The following is a 16321-nucleotide window of genomic DNA, read 5'->3' as shown; positions in this document are numbered from 1 at the left end:
AATCTTACTCTTTAAGTCAGAACAACAAAATTTAAACCTGCTCTAAGACTGATTTTTTAACAATGTAATTATTAATATCATGAAAAATATACAAGTAAACGCTAATCAAATAGCATTGGTTTTGAAAAATAAGGCTTTCAAGCGATTGCTTGGCGAAGGTTCTTATTGGTTGTGGGGAAATGAAGAAGTTTTTATATATGAGAAAGGAAATGCCTTTGCTGCGCCTATTGAACTAAACATGCTATTACAGCACGCTGAAATAATTGAAGCTTTGGATGTAGTAGAGGTAAAGGATAATGAAATGATGGTTCAGTTTGAAGATAATCGTTTCAAAACTGTCTTTGGGCCGGGTAAATATGCTTTTTGGCGCAGTATTAAAAACTATACTTATACGGCTATCGATTTAAATAAAATCGAGATTACTGAAGATTTTAGCCCACAGCTAATCACTACTAAATTATTGCCGTATGTAAGAAGCTATACTGTTGAGGCTTATGAAAAAGGAGTCTTGATTGTTGATGGTAAATTTGTACGTGTGTTAGACGGAGGTACTTATTACTGGTGGAAAAATACTATCAGCATTCAGGTAGCCAAAGCTGATATGCGTCAATTGCAACTGGAGATTTCAGGACAAGAGATTCTGACTAAAGACAAAGCTAATTTACGTCTGAATGCTTTTGTTCAGTATCGTATTACCGATATTGTGAAAGCCATGTATGAAAACAAAGATTACGAAAAACAGGTATATGTTTTATTGCAGTTGGTTTTACGAGAATATATTGGTGGATTGACTCTGGATGAGTTGCTGGATAAAAAAGATAGCATTGTTGATTTTGTATTGAAAAATACTGCCGACAAATTGGTAGGTTTGGGTATCGAAATCAAAGGCTGTGGTATCCGTGATATTATCTTGCCCGGCGACATGAAAGAGATTATGAACCAGGTATTGATGGCTGAGAAAAAAGCACAGGCCAATATTATTATGCGTAGAGAAGAAACCGCTTCAATGCGTAGCTTGTTGAATACTGCCAAATTGATGGAAGAAAATGAAACCTTGTGGAAACTGAAAGAGATGGAATATGTAGAGAAAATCGCAGATAAAATCAATACTATTTCAGTTTCAGGCAATGGTCAGATTCTTGACCAATTGAAGCAGATTTTTGTGAAAAATTAAAAATAGGGTAGGGGTTGAAAACTTTCAACGCCTACATAAAATATCATTAAATGGAAACAACGATTTCATTAGAAGACATATTAACACTCGGAAATATCCCTGAAAACCTGCAAGGTAGTTTTCTGAGAATAGCCAACGGCTTACACCAAAAGGCTGAATATCCCAAGGAAAAGGTATTAAGGCTTTTTGCAGAAATGTTAGAGAGCCCCAAGAAATTTGCCTATTCAAAAAATAAAGTAACTAATCTGGCAAAAGAGATTTTTGACCTGGAAAAACAAGGAAAAAAAGTAGCACTTTCGGAAGACGGGAAAAGTTATTTGCCTGCCGAATCTCCTGTTTTTGAGATGGAGGAAAAAGAAAAGCAAAAAACAGTTGCTTTTGATTTACGAACGGATGCTTTGCCCTATCAGGTTTATGGGGCTGAACACATAGAAGCAGGAGCCTTGAAACAAATGGAAACGGCCTTGAGCCTGCCTATTTCGGTGGCTGGTGCTTTAATGCCCGATGCTCATCAGGGTTATGGCTTGCCTATTGGCGGTGTATTGGCTACTACCAATAACACGGTTATTCCGTATGCGGTCGGGGTAGATATTGCCTGCCGTATGTGTTTGTCAATTTTTGATATTCGCAGTGATTTTTTCAAGCGTCAACCGCATTTACTGAAACGTGCTTTGGTTGACAATACCAAGTTTGGCGTAGGAGGAGAAACGGCTCATAAGTTTGACGAAAGCGTGATGGATAAGATAGAATGGACAGCTACAAAGGTTATTCGTGATTTGAAAGATAAAGCCTACCGTCAGTTAGGAACATCAGGTACAGGTAATCACTTTGTAGAGTGGGGCATTGTAGAAGTATTTGAATACGATGATTTGTTGGCTGTGCCTAAAGGCGAATACCTGGCACTTTTATCTCACTCAGGGTCAAGAGGGTTTGGTGGAGCAGTAGCTAATTATTATTCTAAACTGGCTATGAAGCGAACAAAGTTGCCTAAAGAGGCGGCGCATCTGGCCTGGTTGGATATGAATACCGCAGAAGGGCAGGAGTACTGGATTGCCATGAACTTGGCAGGAGATTATGCTTCAGCCAATCACCACGAAATCCATAAAAAGATAGCCAAAATGTTAGGCGAACAACCAATTAAAATGGTTGAAAATCACCACAATTTTGCCTGGAAAGATACATTGATTGATGGTACAGAAGTAATAGTTCACAGAAAAGGGGCAACTCCGGCAAGTCGCAACGATTTAGGGATTATTCCGGGCTCGATGACTGACCCCGGTTTCATTGTACGTGGCAAAGGAGTGGCAGATTCACTTAATTCGGCTTCACACGGAGCAGGGCGTCTGATGTCAAGAACCAAAGCATTGAGTTCTATTACGCATAATGCTTTAAAGAAAGTATTAGAAGAAAAAGAGGTACAACTGATAGGCGGAGATTTAGATGAAGCTCCTATGGTATATAAAAATATAGAAACCGTTATTGCTTCTCAAACTGATTTAGTAGATATATTGGCGAAGTTTACGCCAAAAATTGTACGAATGGCCGATGCCAACAGAAAAGAGAGACGAGAGGATTGATTAGCCTCTCGTTTTTTATTCTATTTCTTTCATTATCTCTATCAATTCGGCAATCATCATGGCAGTAGCGCCCCACACGATTTGTTCCTGAATAATAAAACCAGGTGTTTCAAACCTGAAACCTCTGGCCTCTACCAATCGGGTTTGTACAGTATCAGGATTTACAAAATCAGATAAAGGGACTTCTAAAATGTCCGCTACTTCACGTTCATCAGGATAAAAATCGGGTCTATAATTGATATACCCCATCACTGGCTGACAAAGGAGATTTGAGGGGTTAATGTATAATTCGGTAAGATTCCCTATAATTTTTACATCAGATGCTTTTATACCTATTTCTTCCTGGGCTTCTCTTAATGCTGTAGCCTGAATGTTTTTGTCTTTTAACTCAGCCCGACCACCCGGGAAAGCCATTTGCCCACCATGTACGCCATCATATTGAGGACGTAGAATCAGGGGTAAAAAAATATCTTCACCTTTCGGATAAAACAAGAGCAATACGCCACTTCTACGGGTAGTTTCATTAGGCTCGCCTTTCAAACGCATGCGGTTAGGCGACATTTTTTTTACGATTTCTTCATGTCCTGGTAATGGATAATTAGCTAATCGATAAGAAAGTTTACTGATGAAGTCAGCGAAATTCACGGTGCTACAACGAAGTTAGGTTAATATATAGTTTTTGCAATTTAAGCAAAAAACTTTATTTAAGCACCGTAAAGTTTAGCCAATTGCTCGGCACATCTTTCACCGTCCATCGCTGCCGATACAATTCCTCCGGCAAAACCTGCGCCTTCACCACAAGGAAAAAGCCCCTTTATCTGCAAATGTTCAAGGGTCTCTTTATCTCGTGGAATCCTTACGGGAGAAGAAGTTCTGCTCTCAATGCCAATTAATTGCGCTTCGTTAGTCACATACCCTTTAATCATTTTCCCAAATTGCTTAAACCCGTCTTGTAGAGGGCGGGCAATGATATCGGGTAAGATTTCTGCCATATCTGAAGAAGCTAAACCGGGCTGATAGGAGGTGTCATTTAAAGAAGCCGATATTTTCTCATTCAAAAAATCAACCAGTCTTTGGGCAGGAGCTAACTGGCAATGAGTAATAGTATCTCCTTTAAGATTTTTCTCTTGATTGATTTGTGCAAACTGACGGCTTTTTACGGCATATTGAAAAGCTCTTTGTTCTACTTCTTTTTGTAGCTCTAATCCGGCTAAAGCACCTGATTTTTTATTCTTCTGCCAATCTGCTTCATTGATAGCTACTACAATACCCGAGTTAGCATATTTAGAGTCCCGGCGATTAGGAGACATGCCATTTACTACTAATTCGCCCTCATCAGTTGCGGCTGGAACAATGAATCCTCCCGGACACATACAAAAACTAAATACCCCCCGCTGTATATTTTTATAATAAGTCTGAGCCACTAAACTATAAGCAGCTGCAGGTAGTATTCCTCTCTCAAGTCTATGATATTGATGTTGGTCTATTAAAGATTGGGGGTGTTCAATGCGCACACCCATGGCAAAAGGCTTAGCTTCAATCAGAATGTTTTTTCTGAATAATAGTTCAAAAATATCTCTTGCCGAATGTCCTGTTGCTAAAATAACGGCTATTCCATCAATATGTTTTCCGTTGGCAGTGCTTACACCTGTTATCTTGTTATTAGCAATTGTTAAATCAGTAACCTTGGTATTGAAATGAATTTCTCCACCGGCTTTCAAAATACTTTCCCGTAAGTCTGCTACTACATTAGGTAATTTATTGGTACCAATATGTGGGTGAGCATCAACTAAAATCTGCGAGGTGGCACCATGTGCTACTAATATTTCTAAAATCCGTCTGATATCACCTCTTTTTTTTGAACGGGTATAAAGCTTTCCGTCAGAATAAGTACCTGCACCCCCTTCACCAAAACAATAATTAGAGTCGGGATTAACAATATGGTCTTTATTGATAGCCGATAAATCTCTTCTGCGAGCCTGTACATCTTTGCCACGTTCCAGCACAATGGGTTTAACACCCAATTCTATCAGGCGTAAAGCAGCGAATAATCCGGCAGGACCTGCACCAACCACAATCGCCTGTTTATTTTTGCTTACATCCTGATAGTTTTTATGAAACTCCATTACCGGAGCAGGTTTTTCTCCTATATATAGTTCTACTTCCAAATTAACCTTTACCTGTCGGTTACGGGCATCGATAGATTGGCGGAGTTTTTGAATAGAAACCTCTTCGGTAGTGTCAGGTAAATGTGCTTGTTGGAGAAGAAATTGGCGTAATGCCTCATCGTTAAGAGCCACTTCGGGCTCTAATGTAAGCGTGAATAATTGTCGCATTGTTGAAAGGTGTTTATCCTTTAAAATGTATATTAGGCAAATCTTTTTTTCAAAATTAGGGTTTTAAAGATGAAATGGCAAATTTGGGTTTATATTTGCACATGGATTAACCTACAGAGCCTATAGAAATAAGCTCTGATTACTGGATATTTAATGGGATATTTTAGAGATATAAGACACGGGATAAAAACAACAGTAAAAGGCATGAGCCTTACGTTGCGACATTTCTGGAATGCACGCCAAAGCAGAGGCCCCATTTCGATACAGAACCCGGATTATTTTGTTCAGGATACAGGGATTGTGACACTTCAGTTTCCGCATGAATCGATGCTGGTGCCTGACAATGGTCGCTATCAGTTAGATTGTGAGATTGATGATTGTATTGTGTGTGATAAATGTGCCAAGATATGCCCTGTTGATTGTATTGATATTGAGCCGATTAAGTCTTCTGAAATCATTAGCTATGCCTCTGATGGTTCTCCGATTCGTTTATATGCTGCCAGGTTTGACATTGACATGGCTAAGTGCTGTTTCTGTGGTTTGTGTACTACTGTTTGTCCGACAGAATGTCTGACCATGACAAATGAATATGATTTCAGTGTAGTAGATATTACTCAGATGAACTTTGAATTTTCGAACTTATCACCTCAGCAGGCTGAGGAAAAGCGGAAATTATATGAACAATTTGTTGCAGAAAAAGAAGCTTTAAAAGCTGCACCAAAAGAGAAAACAGCAACAGAGCAGACTACTGAACCAGCCCAACCAAAACCTGCATTCAAGCCTAACTTTAAACCTGTGATAAAACCAACAGTTGTAGAGACAGAGGAATTAAAAGAAGAAAAAGCAGCAGAAGAAGCACCGAAATCTAAACCTGTTTTCAAACCAGTGATGAAAACAGTAAAAAAAGAAGAGAACGAAACCCCTGAAATAGAGGAGAAAGCTAAAGAAGAGATACCAAAGGCAAAGCCAGTTTTCAAACCAGTGATGAAAACAACCCCTAAGCCTGTTGAGAATATTGCACCGGAAGAAATAAAAGAGGAAAAGGTTGAAGAGGAAGTACCAAAACCAAAAGCATCATTTAAGCCAGTCTTTAAAACAGTGGTAAAACCTGTTGAAAATACTACGTCAGAGGAAGTAAAAGAGGAAAAAACAGAAGAAGAAACACAAAAGCCGAAAGCATCATTCAAGCCCGTCTTTAAAACTGCTTCAAAACCAGTTGATAATGTGGCACCGGAAGAGGTGAAAAAAGAAAAGATTGAGGAAGAAGCACCAAAACCGAGAGCATCCTTTAAGCCAGTCTTTAAAACTCCTGCTAAACCAGTTGATAATATTACACAGGAAGAGGTGAAAGAGGAAGAAAAGTTGCAGGAAGACACAAAGGAAGAAACTCCTAAACCCAAACCTGTATTTAAACCAACTTTGAAAATTCAACCTAAAAAACCTGAATAGTGCATATCGAAGATTTATTGAAGCATATCGACCAACAATTAGTATTGCAAATTGCCTTTTTTACATTTGCCTCAATTACTATTGGCGGAGCAGTCTATCTGCTATTTACGAGAAACGTGTTGTATGCCGCATTTAGCTTATTAGTTACGCTTTTAGGTGTGGCAGGTTTATATGTTTTTGCCGGAGCAGATTTTTTAGCAGTAAGCCAGATTATGATTTATGTGGGTGGAATACTAATTCTGATGATTTTCGGAATTATGCTAACCAATAAGAAAAAAGACCAGCAGAAAGCTGACCAATTAAATAAAATTCTGGTTAGTCATCATAATCGTTTTTGGGTAACTATTGTAGCTATATTATTATTTTTAGGGTTTTTGAAAGTGATTTTTAGTGCCAATTTCCAATTAGTTAGTAAAGATGTTCATCAGGGTACAACCGTGCAGAAAATAGGAGTAGAGTTAATGACTAACTATGTTTTTGCCTTTGAACTCATTGGGTTATTACTATTAGCTGCTTTAATAGGCGCAGCTTATGTAGCGAAGAAAGAAAAAATTTAGTGATTGAGTGAATTAGTGATTGAGTGAATAGTTTTTAGTAGCTATAATATTCGCAATTTATAATCACTAAATCACACAATTACTCATTCACTCAATAAAAAAACATGATTTACATTCAGAATTATCTCATTATTGGGGCTTTATTGTTTTCGATTGGTCTGGCGGTAGCAGTTACCAAACGAAACGCTATTTTAGTATTGATGGGAATTGAATTAATGCTCAATGCCGTTAACATAAATCTGATAGCATTCAGCCAATATGACCCTAATCGTTTGCAGGGGCAGATGTTTGCTTTGTTTGTCATGGTAATTGCGGCGGCAGAAATAACAGTAGCATTGGCAATAATTCTGAAAATATATGATTATTTCAAGAATATTGACCTGGAATCGACGAGTGAATTAAAAAAGTAAAAAAGTATTTGACAAATAAAAGGAGACTTGCTACCTTTGCAGTCCCAAATCGGGAATATGGCTGCGTAGCTCAACTGAATAGAGCGTCTCACTACGGATGAGAAGGTTAGGGGTTTGAATCCCTTCGCGGTCACTAAAAGTATAGAAACCCTTCAAATAACGCTATTTGAAGGGTTTTTTGTTTCAGCGTGCCATCATTTTTCTACTTTCTTTCTAATTTATTTAATATTTCGTAGTGCTTAAATATCGCCTTTCCTCATTTGTATCAATCCACTCTGAGATTATCCACAGGATTTGTATTGGCCGCCTTCAACGTTTGTGAAAAGATGGTTATCAGTCCAAGGCTTAACACAACCGCCAGGCTAATGATGGCTTCAAAGGCACCAATAGTTGCATGATAATATTGTGCCTCTTGCAGCATCAACTCCATTAAAAGGTAGACGCCTGGAATGGTAACTACACCCGCAATGCCCAGCAACATAATAAAGTCTTTGGATAAAAGGTACACCAGACTTCCGGAAGAGGCACCCATCACCTTCCGGATACTCACTTCTTTGACCCGGTTTTTAATCGTGAACACAACTGTGCCCAATAGCCCCAGGCATGCTATGGTGATGGCTAACACTCCCATGAATCCCCACAGTTCCATCATTTTATTGTAAGACGAATAGGCATCGCGGATCTGGTCGGTGAGGAATTCGGCTTTGAACCTGGAGCCCTTCCCGACAGCTTTCCAGGCTGCTTCCATTTCCGGAAAAGCATGGCTTTGGTTGGTTGATTGAAGCTGAAAATTCGCATAGTTGAAATGCTCGGGTGCATATTCGAAGAAGAAATTTCCAATAGGTGATTGCAGGCTTGCATAGTGGAAATCTTTCAAAATACCCACCACTCTCACTTTTCTCTTATCGGGAAGTATGACCACCTGATCAATAGCTCCAGAAGCGTCATTCGGACTCAATTTTTTTGCAAATACTTCATTAATGATGATTGAATGCGAGTTTTCGCCGGCGTCGTTGGTGAAGTTCCTTCCCAACACCAGAAGCAGACCCATGTTTGTTATAAAGTTTTCATCAACAGACATCTTGCTCGCGTCTATAGAATCTGCATTGGCCACCCGCTTCACGTACAATCCAGGAACGCTTCCGACGCCAAGCGGGTGCGACGATAGAGAGATCATAGAAATGGAGGAAAGCTTTCCGAATTCATTTCTGACCAATTGCGGATCTGCCTGTTGGAGATCAACGTTGAGTATTTTCTCCCGGTCGAATCCGAAATCATAATTTATAGAGTACCGATGCTGTTGTGCCATAATAAACACGGCAAAAGTAAAACCAAGAGACAAGATGAATTGAAATGTAATCACAAGCTTACGTAATGAAAACAAGCGGCTCGTTTTTGTTTGCAGTTCCTTCCCTTTCAGTGCCTGAACGGCACCTGTCTTTGAAAAATGAAGCGCCGGAACAATACCCGAAACAAAGCCAACAAGGATGGCGAAAGTTATGAAACCGGCAAACGTTCCAAAGGTAGGATTCAGATCAACCCAATCAAGGCCGTTGAAAAGCGACAGCGTTTCACCGCGAATAATCTCAAAGAAAAAATACGACAGTATCACAGCCAGCAGCATAATGATCGTGCTTTCCATCATAAACTGCATAAAGATATGTCTCTTCCGTGCACCCATCACCTTACGCACACCCATCTCTTTCATCCGTTTGAGCGACTGGGAGATAGCAAGGCTAACGTAGTTGCTGCATGCCGCAAAGAATATAATCATGGGTATAACTCCTATGAGCAGCATTTCCTGATAACTCCATTCATTGCCCATGTCATTGTCGAGCTCAGGCCCGGGAACAATCTTATCGAACCGCTGAAGTTCGAACGAAGCCTGGAACTCAGGTTTTGTATATTTTTCTTTGGCAATACCATTCAGGAATGCTTCAAGGGCAGAGGGACTCGTATTGTCAGAGAGTTGCAGATAGGCGTATGAATTGCGGAAGTTATTCCAATTTTTTTCGTCGTTTGTAAAAGATCCACCATGATAAGATGTGAGCGTGGCGAATGAGACCAAAGCCTCGACCCTCAGGTGCGAGTTCTTCGGCATGTTTTTCGCTACACCTGTTACCATCACTTCACCATAGGGCTCTATGGATACAAGTTCGCCTATTGGGTTCTTGTCTCCAAAAATTCTGGCAGCTGCGGCATCGGTAATGACCATCGTATTAGGATTTGCAAGCGAAGTGGCGGCGTTGCCCTGCAGCAGTGGAAAGTTAAACATCGAAAGATACGCTGCATCCACAAAGTATCCGTTTAAAGAAATGTTCATTTCTGCATAACGAACATTACGGGGAAGCGACTGATGAATACGGACAACCTTTTCCACACCAGCGAAATTGCTTTTCAGCAATTGAGCAGCACCGATAGGCACTGATGCGAATGACGGGTTATCCTGTCGATCCTGAACGTGAGTAATTATCCGGTATAGATGCTCTTTATTCGGATGGAAGTTATCGAATTGATAAATGAACACAATCATGGCAACGAATAGCAAGTTAAGCGACATGCCCACTGCCAGGCCAAAGACATTTAAAATGGTGAAGAATCTGTTTTTCGCCAGGTTACGGGTAGCGGTCTTGAAATAATTTTTAAACATGGCGGGTTCGAGGATTTTTCTAAAGAAATCTTGAATCTGCCCAGTCGAATTTACAGAAGGAGGTAATTTTTTTTTCATAATTTTATTTTTTTAATAAGAGTTTAAACTATCCCGAAAAGTTGCGGTCAACAAATTCTTTTACTGCTATAGCTTTTTGTGTATGCCAAAGTTTTTGATAAGTCGGAAATGACAGTAACTAAGCTAATGACAATTCTCTTAATATACACATGTTTTTGATTTATCCCAAAGGCAAAGAGACAGATGAAAGGTTTCTGGAAATATTTAAGTCACTGTATTTAAGTGGGTTAAGAAGAAAGGTATTATTAAATAATGAAAAATTTGCAGTTCAGTTTACACTCTCTCAGATAATGCTATTTGAGGAGTTTTGCTTTATTGCTTAAAATTTTCAACAATATTTCACTCCTCTCTCAACAAAGCTACAGCCCTGCTAAACTTCTCCCTAAACACCCCCTGTTGTCCGCTTCCCGGGTAAGGTATTCTTTCGTTATACACCTGGTAGCCATTTGCTACAAGTGGGGCGTAACAAATATCATAAATATTAGACTTGATTAAAATAATAGGTGTATTTTTATCAATTTGCTTTTCCAGACGTTCGAGAAGGTCGGGCAAATAGCTTTCGAGAGGTTCCTCTAAAAGACTACAAGGAACTTCAGACAGGCTTATTATCCAATAGCCGTCTTCCTGAAATCTCTCTAAAATTTCTTCTTTCAGAACTGTATCCCGACGGGAAGCTAAGTACTGCTTTTTCTGCTCAGGATAAAGCACCCCCATAATTTCTAAAAAAAGCGAATCATGTTTTTTGACGTCAGCAAAATAAAAATATCGGTCAAGGTTATCGGGTGGCCCTTCACCAATAAATACCATGCGTATTTGTCTGGGCTTATACCGATTTCTTGCTTTAGCATAGCGGGCTTTAATATATTGAATATCTAAAGAAGAATTTTCCATCATAGAAGCAAACATTGTAGAAGTAACTCTTTAAAACCCACAAGTGTTGCGGATTTTAAAGAGTAAAGTTTTCTGAATCAGTATTTATTTCTATCAACTACCACAACCCTTAATTTCTACCTTAAAAATACTTCCTGTATTTGTTTTGAATGGAGGGTTCAATGTTATATTATTTCCGGCATTGTATGTTGTATTAACGCCATTTGGAATGGTCTGTGTTGAAGTAATAGTTTTGTTAGCGGTCCTTACTCCTGCTGTTGCATTACCAGACAGGATTAAATTATCAGGCGCATTTGAGTTGCCACTTGTAATGGTTAAAACATTACTGTTAGCGCTTACACAGCCATTAATTGTACATTTGGCGGCATAAGTTCCGGTGGTACCTACTGAAATACTACTGCCACTTGCTCCGTTCGACCAGGTAACTGTTCCGGCACACCCTGTAGCCGTTAGTGTAACACTTTGCCCGTTACAGATGGCAGTACCTGAAGCAGAGGCCGTGGGTGCAGACGGTGAAGGGCCAATGGTAACACTTACAGATCTTCGGGTACTTTCGCAGTTTATGGTACAGCTTACATAGTAAGTAGTATTACTATTTAAAGTAGGCGTAGTATAGCTGGCAGTACTGGCCAGAACTGCGGTAGATGATGCTGAACTATACCATTTATAGGTGCCTCCGCTACAACCTGTGGCTGTTAAAGTAGCGCTCTTACCAGCGCAAATGGTTTGTCCGTTTGCAGTCGGCTGATTTGGTGCGGCAGTAATGTTAACTGTAATTGATTTTTTAGCACTTTCGCAGTTACCATTTTTGCAGTTGACATAGTAGATAGTCTGGTTATTCAGAGGCGGAGTGGTATAAGAAGAAGAATAGGCAATGGGTGTAGTAGAAGTTTGAGAAGTAAACCATTGATAATTTAAACTACAGCCGCTTGCAGTTAATGTAGCACTTTTGCCTGCGCAAGCAGAAGCATTAGGGGATACCTGAACATCAACAGTGGTTACCGTAATAGTAATCGTATTACTGGTACTTGTGCATTCACCCTGCGTACAGGTAGCGGTATAATTGGTAGTTGTTGTAGGATAGACTGTGATAGATGGTCCTCCTGCTCCGGTAGACCAGGTAATAGTTCCACTTGGGCAGTTGCTTGCACTAAGCGTTACACTCTCGCCTGAACAAATGGTAGTATTTGATGGGCCTGAAATAGATATAGGAGGATTTGTAGGATAACCGCTAATTTTTTCAATAGTTCTTGATAAATAAGGATAAGAACAATAGCCATTTTCGCTTTTAAGAATCCATCCGTTAGGATAGGTATTATCTCCACAAATAGTTAATGATGTACCAACAGGCATACAGATGACATTCTGTATTTTTCTCGCAACATAAGCACTATTTAATCCACAATTGCCATTGACACTTAAAGTAACCCAGTTGGCAGGAGGAAGGTCTCCACAAATATTTACTTCAGTTCCTGAAGGTAAGCCCTCAAGTTTTTTAATCCTTCTGTATAAATAACTACTATTGTAACCGCAATTGCTGTTGACAGTTAATGTAGTCCATCCGGCAGGAGGGAGGTCTCCGCATACATCTTCCTCGGCTCCCGGAGCCATACCTGCAATTTTCTTTATGGTTCTTGCTATATAACTGCCATTATAGCCGCAATTGCCATTAACATTAGTAGTAATCCATCCTTCAGGCGCAGGGTCTCCACAAACGAAATCAGAAAATACAGTTCCGGTTGGTAAATCAGCAATTCTTTTAATTGTTCTTGAGAGATAGCTACCATCAAAACCACAATTGCCATTGATACTTGTAGTTACCCACCCGGAAGGCGCAGGGCTATCGCAGATAGTCATGGTATTTTCTGCCGTATAACCCTCTACTTTTTTTATGGTTCTTGAGATATAGGCACTATTGTAACCGCAATTGCCATTAACGCTCTTGGTTACCCATCCGGCAGGTGGCAGGTCACCACAAATAGTTATTTCGTACCCCGGTGCCACAAAACGGATGTCGGTGATATACCTCTGGACACCGGCACCATTAGGACACATTCCGGTGATTTCGGTAGTAACCCATCCTTCCGGAACATTATCGCCACACATAGATGTTTGTGAGTAGCTATTAAAAGAGATAGCTAATAAAAATATGTAAATAAGTAGATATGTAGTTTTCATTTCATGCTGATATAGTTAAAACTCAATAGGTTTTAAATTTAATTGATTTCCTCTGACAAACCTTTTTTTTTGGGATTTCTTACTGAGTGGTTTAATAAAGGAAATTCCTTTATCAAAAGGCAGTAGAATTTCATAAATTCCTCTATATCAGCTTAGAAAACTATCCGGATTTTGCTCCATGAATCAAGCAAGCAAATGAGGTCTATTGTTTGAGGAATTTGTAGCGCAGATGAATTTTTATTAACACTTGTATGGATAGTAGAGTAATTATTTGAGCCTTAGACAGGAATCGGCCATCTCTTTGATGAAAAAGTATTCGCTGAACCCCTTGGCACGCTTCTTTTGACATATTAGAACAGATGAGATGCCTTATCAGATATAATAAAAGAAGTCAGAAAATGTGGAATAGATAGTTTTTTAATGCCAATTTAAGACACCGTTTCAAACAAAGCTGATAGAAGTTTGTTAGTATATCGTATCTATATACGTATTTAGTCTTTTATGTCGTTATCTAACAATAATCAAACAATTTTCTATACCCGATATTTGGCAAACTAAATTCACTTATTAATCCAAACTTGTAAAAAAATGAAAAAGTACATCCTGTTATGTTTCTTTGCGGTAGGCAATTTATTGGTTCTTGCCCAGAAACCATCAAATTTAAGCCGAAAATCAGTAGGTTTAGATAAAGTAGATAATACGCCTGATTTAGAAAAACCTGTTTCAAAAGCTATGCGTTTAGAACTAAACAAAAACATGGTTCTTCAAACGGTAAATGATATGCGGGCAACAGATGGGGTGGCGTCTGGAAATAAAGCTGAATTATTGGGATATTATACCAATGGCGATGGAGGCGGTGGCTCATTTTTCTGGGATGCTGCGAGTACTGAACCGGATAATGGTGGAACTGTTTTTGCGGTATCTGGTATAAATAAAGGTCGTTGGAAAAGAAATTTTACAGCAACCGAGGTAAATATTAAATGGTTTGGTGCGAAAGGTGATGGACGTGCCGACGACACAGATGCTATTCAGAAGTCTATTAATTCCCGAAAAAATGTGTATATACCCGAAGGAACTTACAAAGTTACCCGTACAATCAATCTTAATTTTGATAGTACTACCATTGATGCTTCAAGAGCAGCACCTAAAATAAGAGGCGAGAATTCGGCTTCAAGTATTATCTTCCCTGTAAATATTCAGGGTCCGGTGCTGGATTACAGACAAACAGAAACACAACTCAAAAATTCTAAATTTGGTTTTGGCTTGTCTTTATCCGATTTCGGTATTGTAGGTAACGATAAAGCCAGAGCGGTGTGTACAGCAGGTATCAGTATTTCTGGTGCCTGGAACCCGATATTCAAAAACCTCAGACTTCGTTCGCTGAAAGGTCATGGGTTTACATTCCCTTTCGATATAAGGACTCCGGAAAGTGTAATGGGGCCAACCACACTTAAGGATTCGGATAAGTTTTCGAATGGGAAAGCTACTTTTGACCAGGTTACGGCAGAGAATTGTGATTTATGGGGCTTCTATTTTGATACATCTAATTCAGCCGTGATTATGTCTAATTCTTATGCACATAACTGTGCAAAAGGAGGAATGTATTTACTCGGAACAGCATCTAATATCTCGAATTGTAGTTTCAGCTATAATGGTACGCTTACAGATCCCAATGCCTGTGGTTTACAGATTGGGGATGATTTTAAAAGTACCAGAAACGGAGTTTTAAAGACCTCTTATGCCCAGACATTTAATTGTGTTTTTTCAAATCTTGAAATAGATTCAAATTATGGCAAAGGTATTATTGTAACCGGGTACCTGCATAATTTTGACCATATCAGAATATTACAGGGGGCTTTTAGTACTCCTGCCAATGCAAGAACGCTTAATACACCTGTTTTTGTTCAGATGGGCTTGCCTAACGCTCCTTGTTTTTCTACTACTTTCCGCAATATTATTATCCGTACCCCACAGAATGATTTAGCTGCTTCTATTTTCTCAGATGGTGGTAAAAATGGAAGAGCCTATAATATTAAATTTACCAATGTTTTTAATATCTATGACCAACCAGGTTCTGCGGCATATAACGGGCTTACCTTTAAGGGGTTGAAATATTTTGATTTTACCAATGATTTGAGTAGAAATATAGTGGCAGAAGATGCCCTTGGTAAAGTGATATATCAGAAACAGTCAGAGATAAAAGCAGAAGGTATACCTACGAGGGGTACATGGAATGTAGGCGATATAGTTTATAATAAAAACCCAAATAGCGGCTCTTATGTAGGCTGGGTTTGTACAGTTGCAGGTACACCGGGTACCTGGAAAGGTTTTGGTAAAATTGATTAAAATAACATACTGATTGAAATCTAATAGTGCAGAATCCCTTTAGATAGCCATATCTGAGGGATTCTTTGTTTTTAATTCAATAGCTAATTGTAAAGGACAATCTTAGATAGGCTTGTAAAACATGATGAGTGTTTGGTGTAAATGATTACTATAGGCAGGCATGTTATTTTTGAGAGAGTCCGTATAATCCGGTTCACAACTTCACAACTAAAGGATAGAAAACTATGAAAGAATTTATTGTAAAAAGAAAAACCGTATTAAAGGCAACACCTGCCGAAGTTTGGGACGCCTTGACTAACCCCGAAAAAACTAAAAAATACTTTTTTCACTGCAAGGTTTTTTCTGATTGGGAAGTAGGTAGTACTATTACTTTTGTAGGTAGGATATTTCTGATAAAGAAGATTGAAATGAAGGGAACTATATTAGAAATAATTCCAGAAAAATTGCTGAAATATAGCCTGAATAATGCCAGTTCGAAAGAAGGTATCTCAAGTTTTTCGGTAGTAACCGATACACTAAGTTATGAAGATGGTAAAACCACCCTTGTGATTACCGATGATGTAGGAGAGGGGCAAGGTGCAGAAGAAAGATATAAGAAATCACAAAAAGGCTGGACCAAGATAGTAAAAGGGTTGAGGGCTTTGATTCATAAAAAACAAGAAAAAGAGTAGAGAA

12 protein-coding genes and 1 tRNA gene are annotated in these 16321 nt (G+C 39.1%); 8 read left to right on the top strand and 5 right to left on the bottom strand.

Annotation, left to right across the window (positions count from 1 at the left end):
• Positions 1-79: 79 nt before the first annotated feature.
• Both EWM59_RS04325 and EWM59_RS04320 read left to right on the top strand, forming a co-directional pair.
• Complete coding sequence (locus tag EWM59_RS04325) at positions 80-1174, top strand: slipin family protein (RefSeq protein WP_130019727.1); 1095 nt, start codon at positions 80-82, stop codon at positions 1172-1174.
• Positions 1175-1224: 50 nt separating this feature from the next.
• The gene (locus EWM59_RS04320; RefSeq protein ID WP_130019726.1) at positions 1225-2751 is read left to right on the top strand and encodes an RtcB family protein; all 1527 of its coding nucleotides are present in this window, start codon (positions 1225-1227) and stop codon (positions 2749-2751) included.
• A gap of 15 nt (positions 2752-2766) precedes the next feature.
• Here the strand turns inward: EWM59_RS04320 and EWM59_RS04315 are convergent, their stop codons facing one another.
• Both EWM59_RS04315 and EWM59_RS04310 read right to left on the bottom strand, forming a co-directional pair.
• The gene (locus EWM59_RS04315; RefSeq protein WP_130019725.1) at positions 2767-3396 is read right to left on the bottom strand and encodes an NUDIX hydrolase; all 630 of its coding nucleotides are present in this window, start codon (positions 3394-3396) and stop codon (positions 2767-2769) included.
• 59 nt (positions 3397-3455) lie between these two features.
• On the bottom strand, positions 3456-5087 hold the full coding sequence (locus EWM59_RS04310; RefSeq protein ID WP_130019724.1) for an NAD(P)/FAD-dependent oxidoreductase: 1632 nt from the start codon (positions 5085-5087) through the stop codon (positions 3456-3458).
• A gap of 204 nt (positions 5088-5291) precedes the next feature.
• Between EWM59_RS04310 and EWM59_RS04305 the strand changes: the two genes are divergently transcribed.
• The 4 genes from EWM59_RS04305 (at position 5292) to EWM59_RS04290 (ending at position 7636) form a co-directional block, all read left to right on the top strand.
• The gene (locus tag EWM59_RS04305) at positions 5292-6536 is read left to right on the top strand and encodes a 4Fe-4S dicluster domain-containing protein (RefSeq protein WP_229239275.1); all 1245 of its coding nucleotides are present in this window, start codon (positions 5292-5294) and stop codon (positions 6534-6536) included.
• Positions 6536-7093, top strand: a complete 558-nt coding sequence (locus tag EWM59_RS04300) for an NADH-quinone oxidoreductase subunit J family protein (protein ID WP_229239274.1) — start codon at positions 6536-6538, stop codon at positions 7091-7093. The genes EWM59_RS04305 and EWM59_RS04300 overlap by 1 nt, the downstream gene beginning before the upstream one ends.
• A gap of 104 nt (positions 7094-7197) precedes the next feature.
• Complete coding sequence (nuoK, locus tag EWM59_RS04295; RefSeq protein WP_130019721.1) at positions 7198-7503, top strand: NADH-quinone oxidoreductase subunit NuoK; 306 nt, start codon at positions 7198-7200, stop codon at positions 7501-7503.
• A gap of 59 nt (positions 7504-7562) precedes the next feature.
• Positions 7563-7636: transfer RNA gene (locus tag EWM59_RS04290), tRNA-Arg, on the top strand.
• 132 nt (positions 7637-7768) lie between these two features.
• Here the strand turns inward: EWM59_RS04290 and EWM59_RS04285 are convergent.
• The 3 genes from EWM59_RS04285 to EWM59_RS04275 all read right to left on the bottom strand — a co-directional run bounded on the left by EWM59_RS04285 (position 7769) and on the right by EWM59_RS04275 (position 13300).
• Positions 7769-10231, bottom strand: coding sequence for an ABC transporter permease (locus EWM59_RS04285; RefSeq protein WP_130019720.1), 2463 nt, complete (start codon positions 10229-10231; stop codon positions 7769-7771).
• A 339-nt stretch (positions 10232-10570) separates the two neighbouring features.
• A complete protein-coding gene (locus EWM59_RS04280) occupies positions 10571-11137 on the bottom strand; it encodes a hypothetical protein (RefSeq protein WP_165372094.1) in 567 nt (188 codons plus the stop codon).
• 78 nt (positions 11138-11215) lie between these two features.
• Positions 11216-13300 (bottom strand): immunoglobulin domain-containing protein, encoded by a 2085-nt coding sequence (locus tag EWM59_RS04275; protein ID WP_130019718.1) that lies wholly within the window; start codon positions 13298-13300, stop codon positions 11216-11218.
• 588 nt (positions 13301-13888) lie between these two features.
• Between EWM59_RS04275 and EWM59_RS04270 the strand changes: the two genes are divergently transcribed.
• The gene (locus tag EWM59_RS04270; protein WP_130019717.1) at positions 13889-15646 is read left to right on the top strand and encodes a putative phage tail protein; all 1758 of its coding nucleotides are present in this window, start codon (positions 13889-13891) and stop codon (positions 15644-15646) included.
• A 224-nt stretch (positions 15647-15870) separates the two neighbouring features.
• Positions 15871-16317, top strand: coding sequence for an SRPBCC family protein (locus EWM59_RS04265; protein ID WP_130019716.1), 447 nt, complete (start codon positions 15871-15873; stop codon positions 16315-16317).
• The last annotated feature ends 4 nt before the right edge of the window (positions 16318-16321 follow it).

The organism is Emticicia agri, assembly GCF_004168285.1.
In the GTDB taxonomy this organism is placed as follows: domain Bacteria; phylum Bacteroidota; class Bacteroidia; order Cytophagales; family Spirosomataceae; genus Emticicia; species Emticicia agri.
The sequence above is the reverse complement of the archived record's forward strand: the minus strand, read 5'-3'. Positions and strand labels throughout refer to the sequence as shown.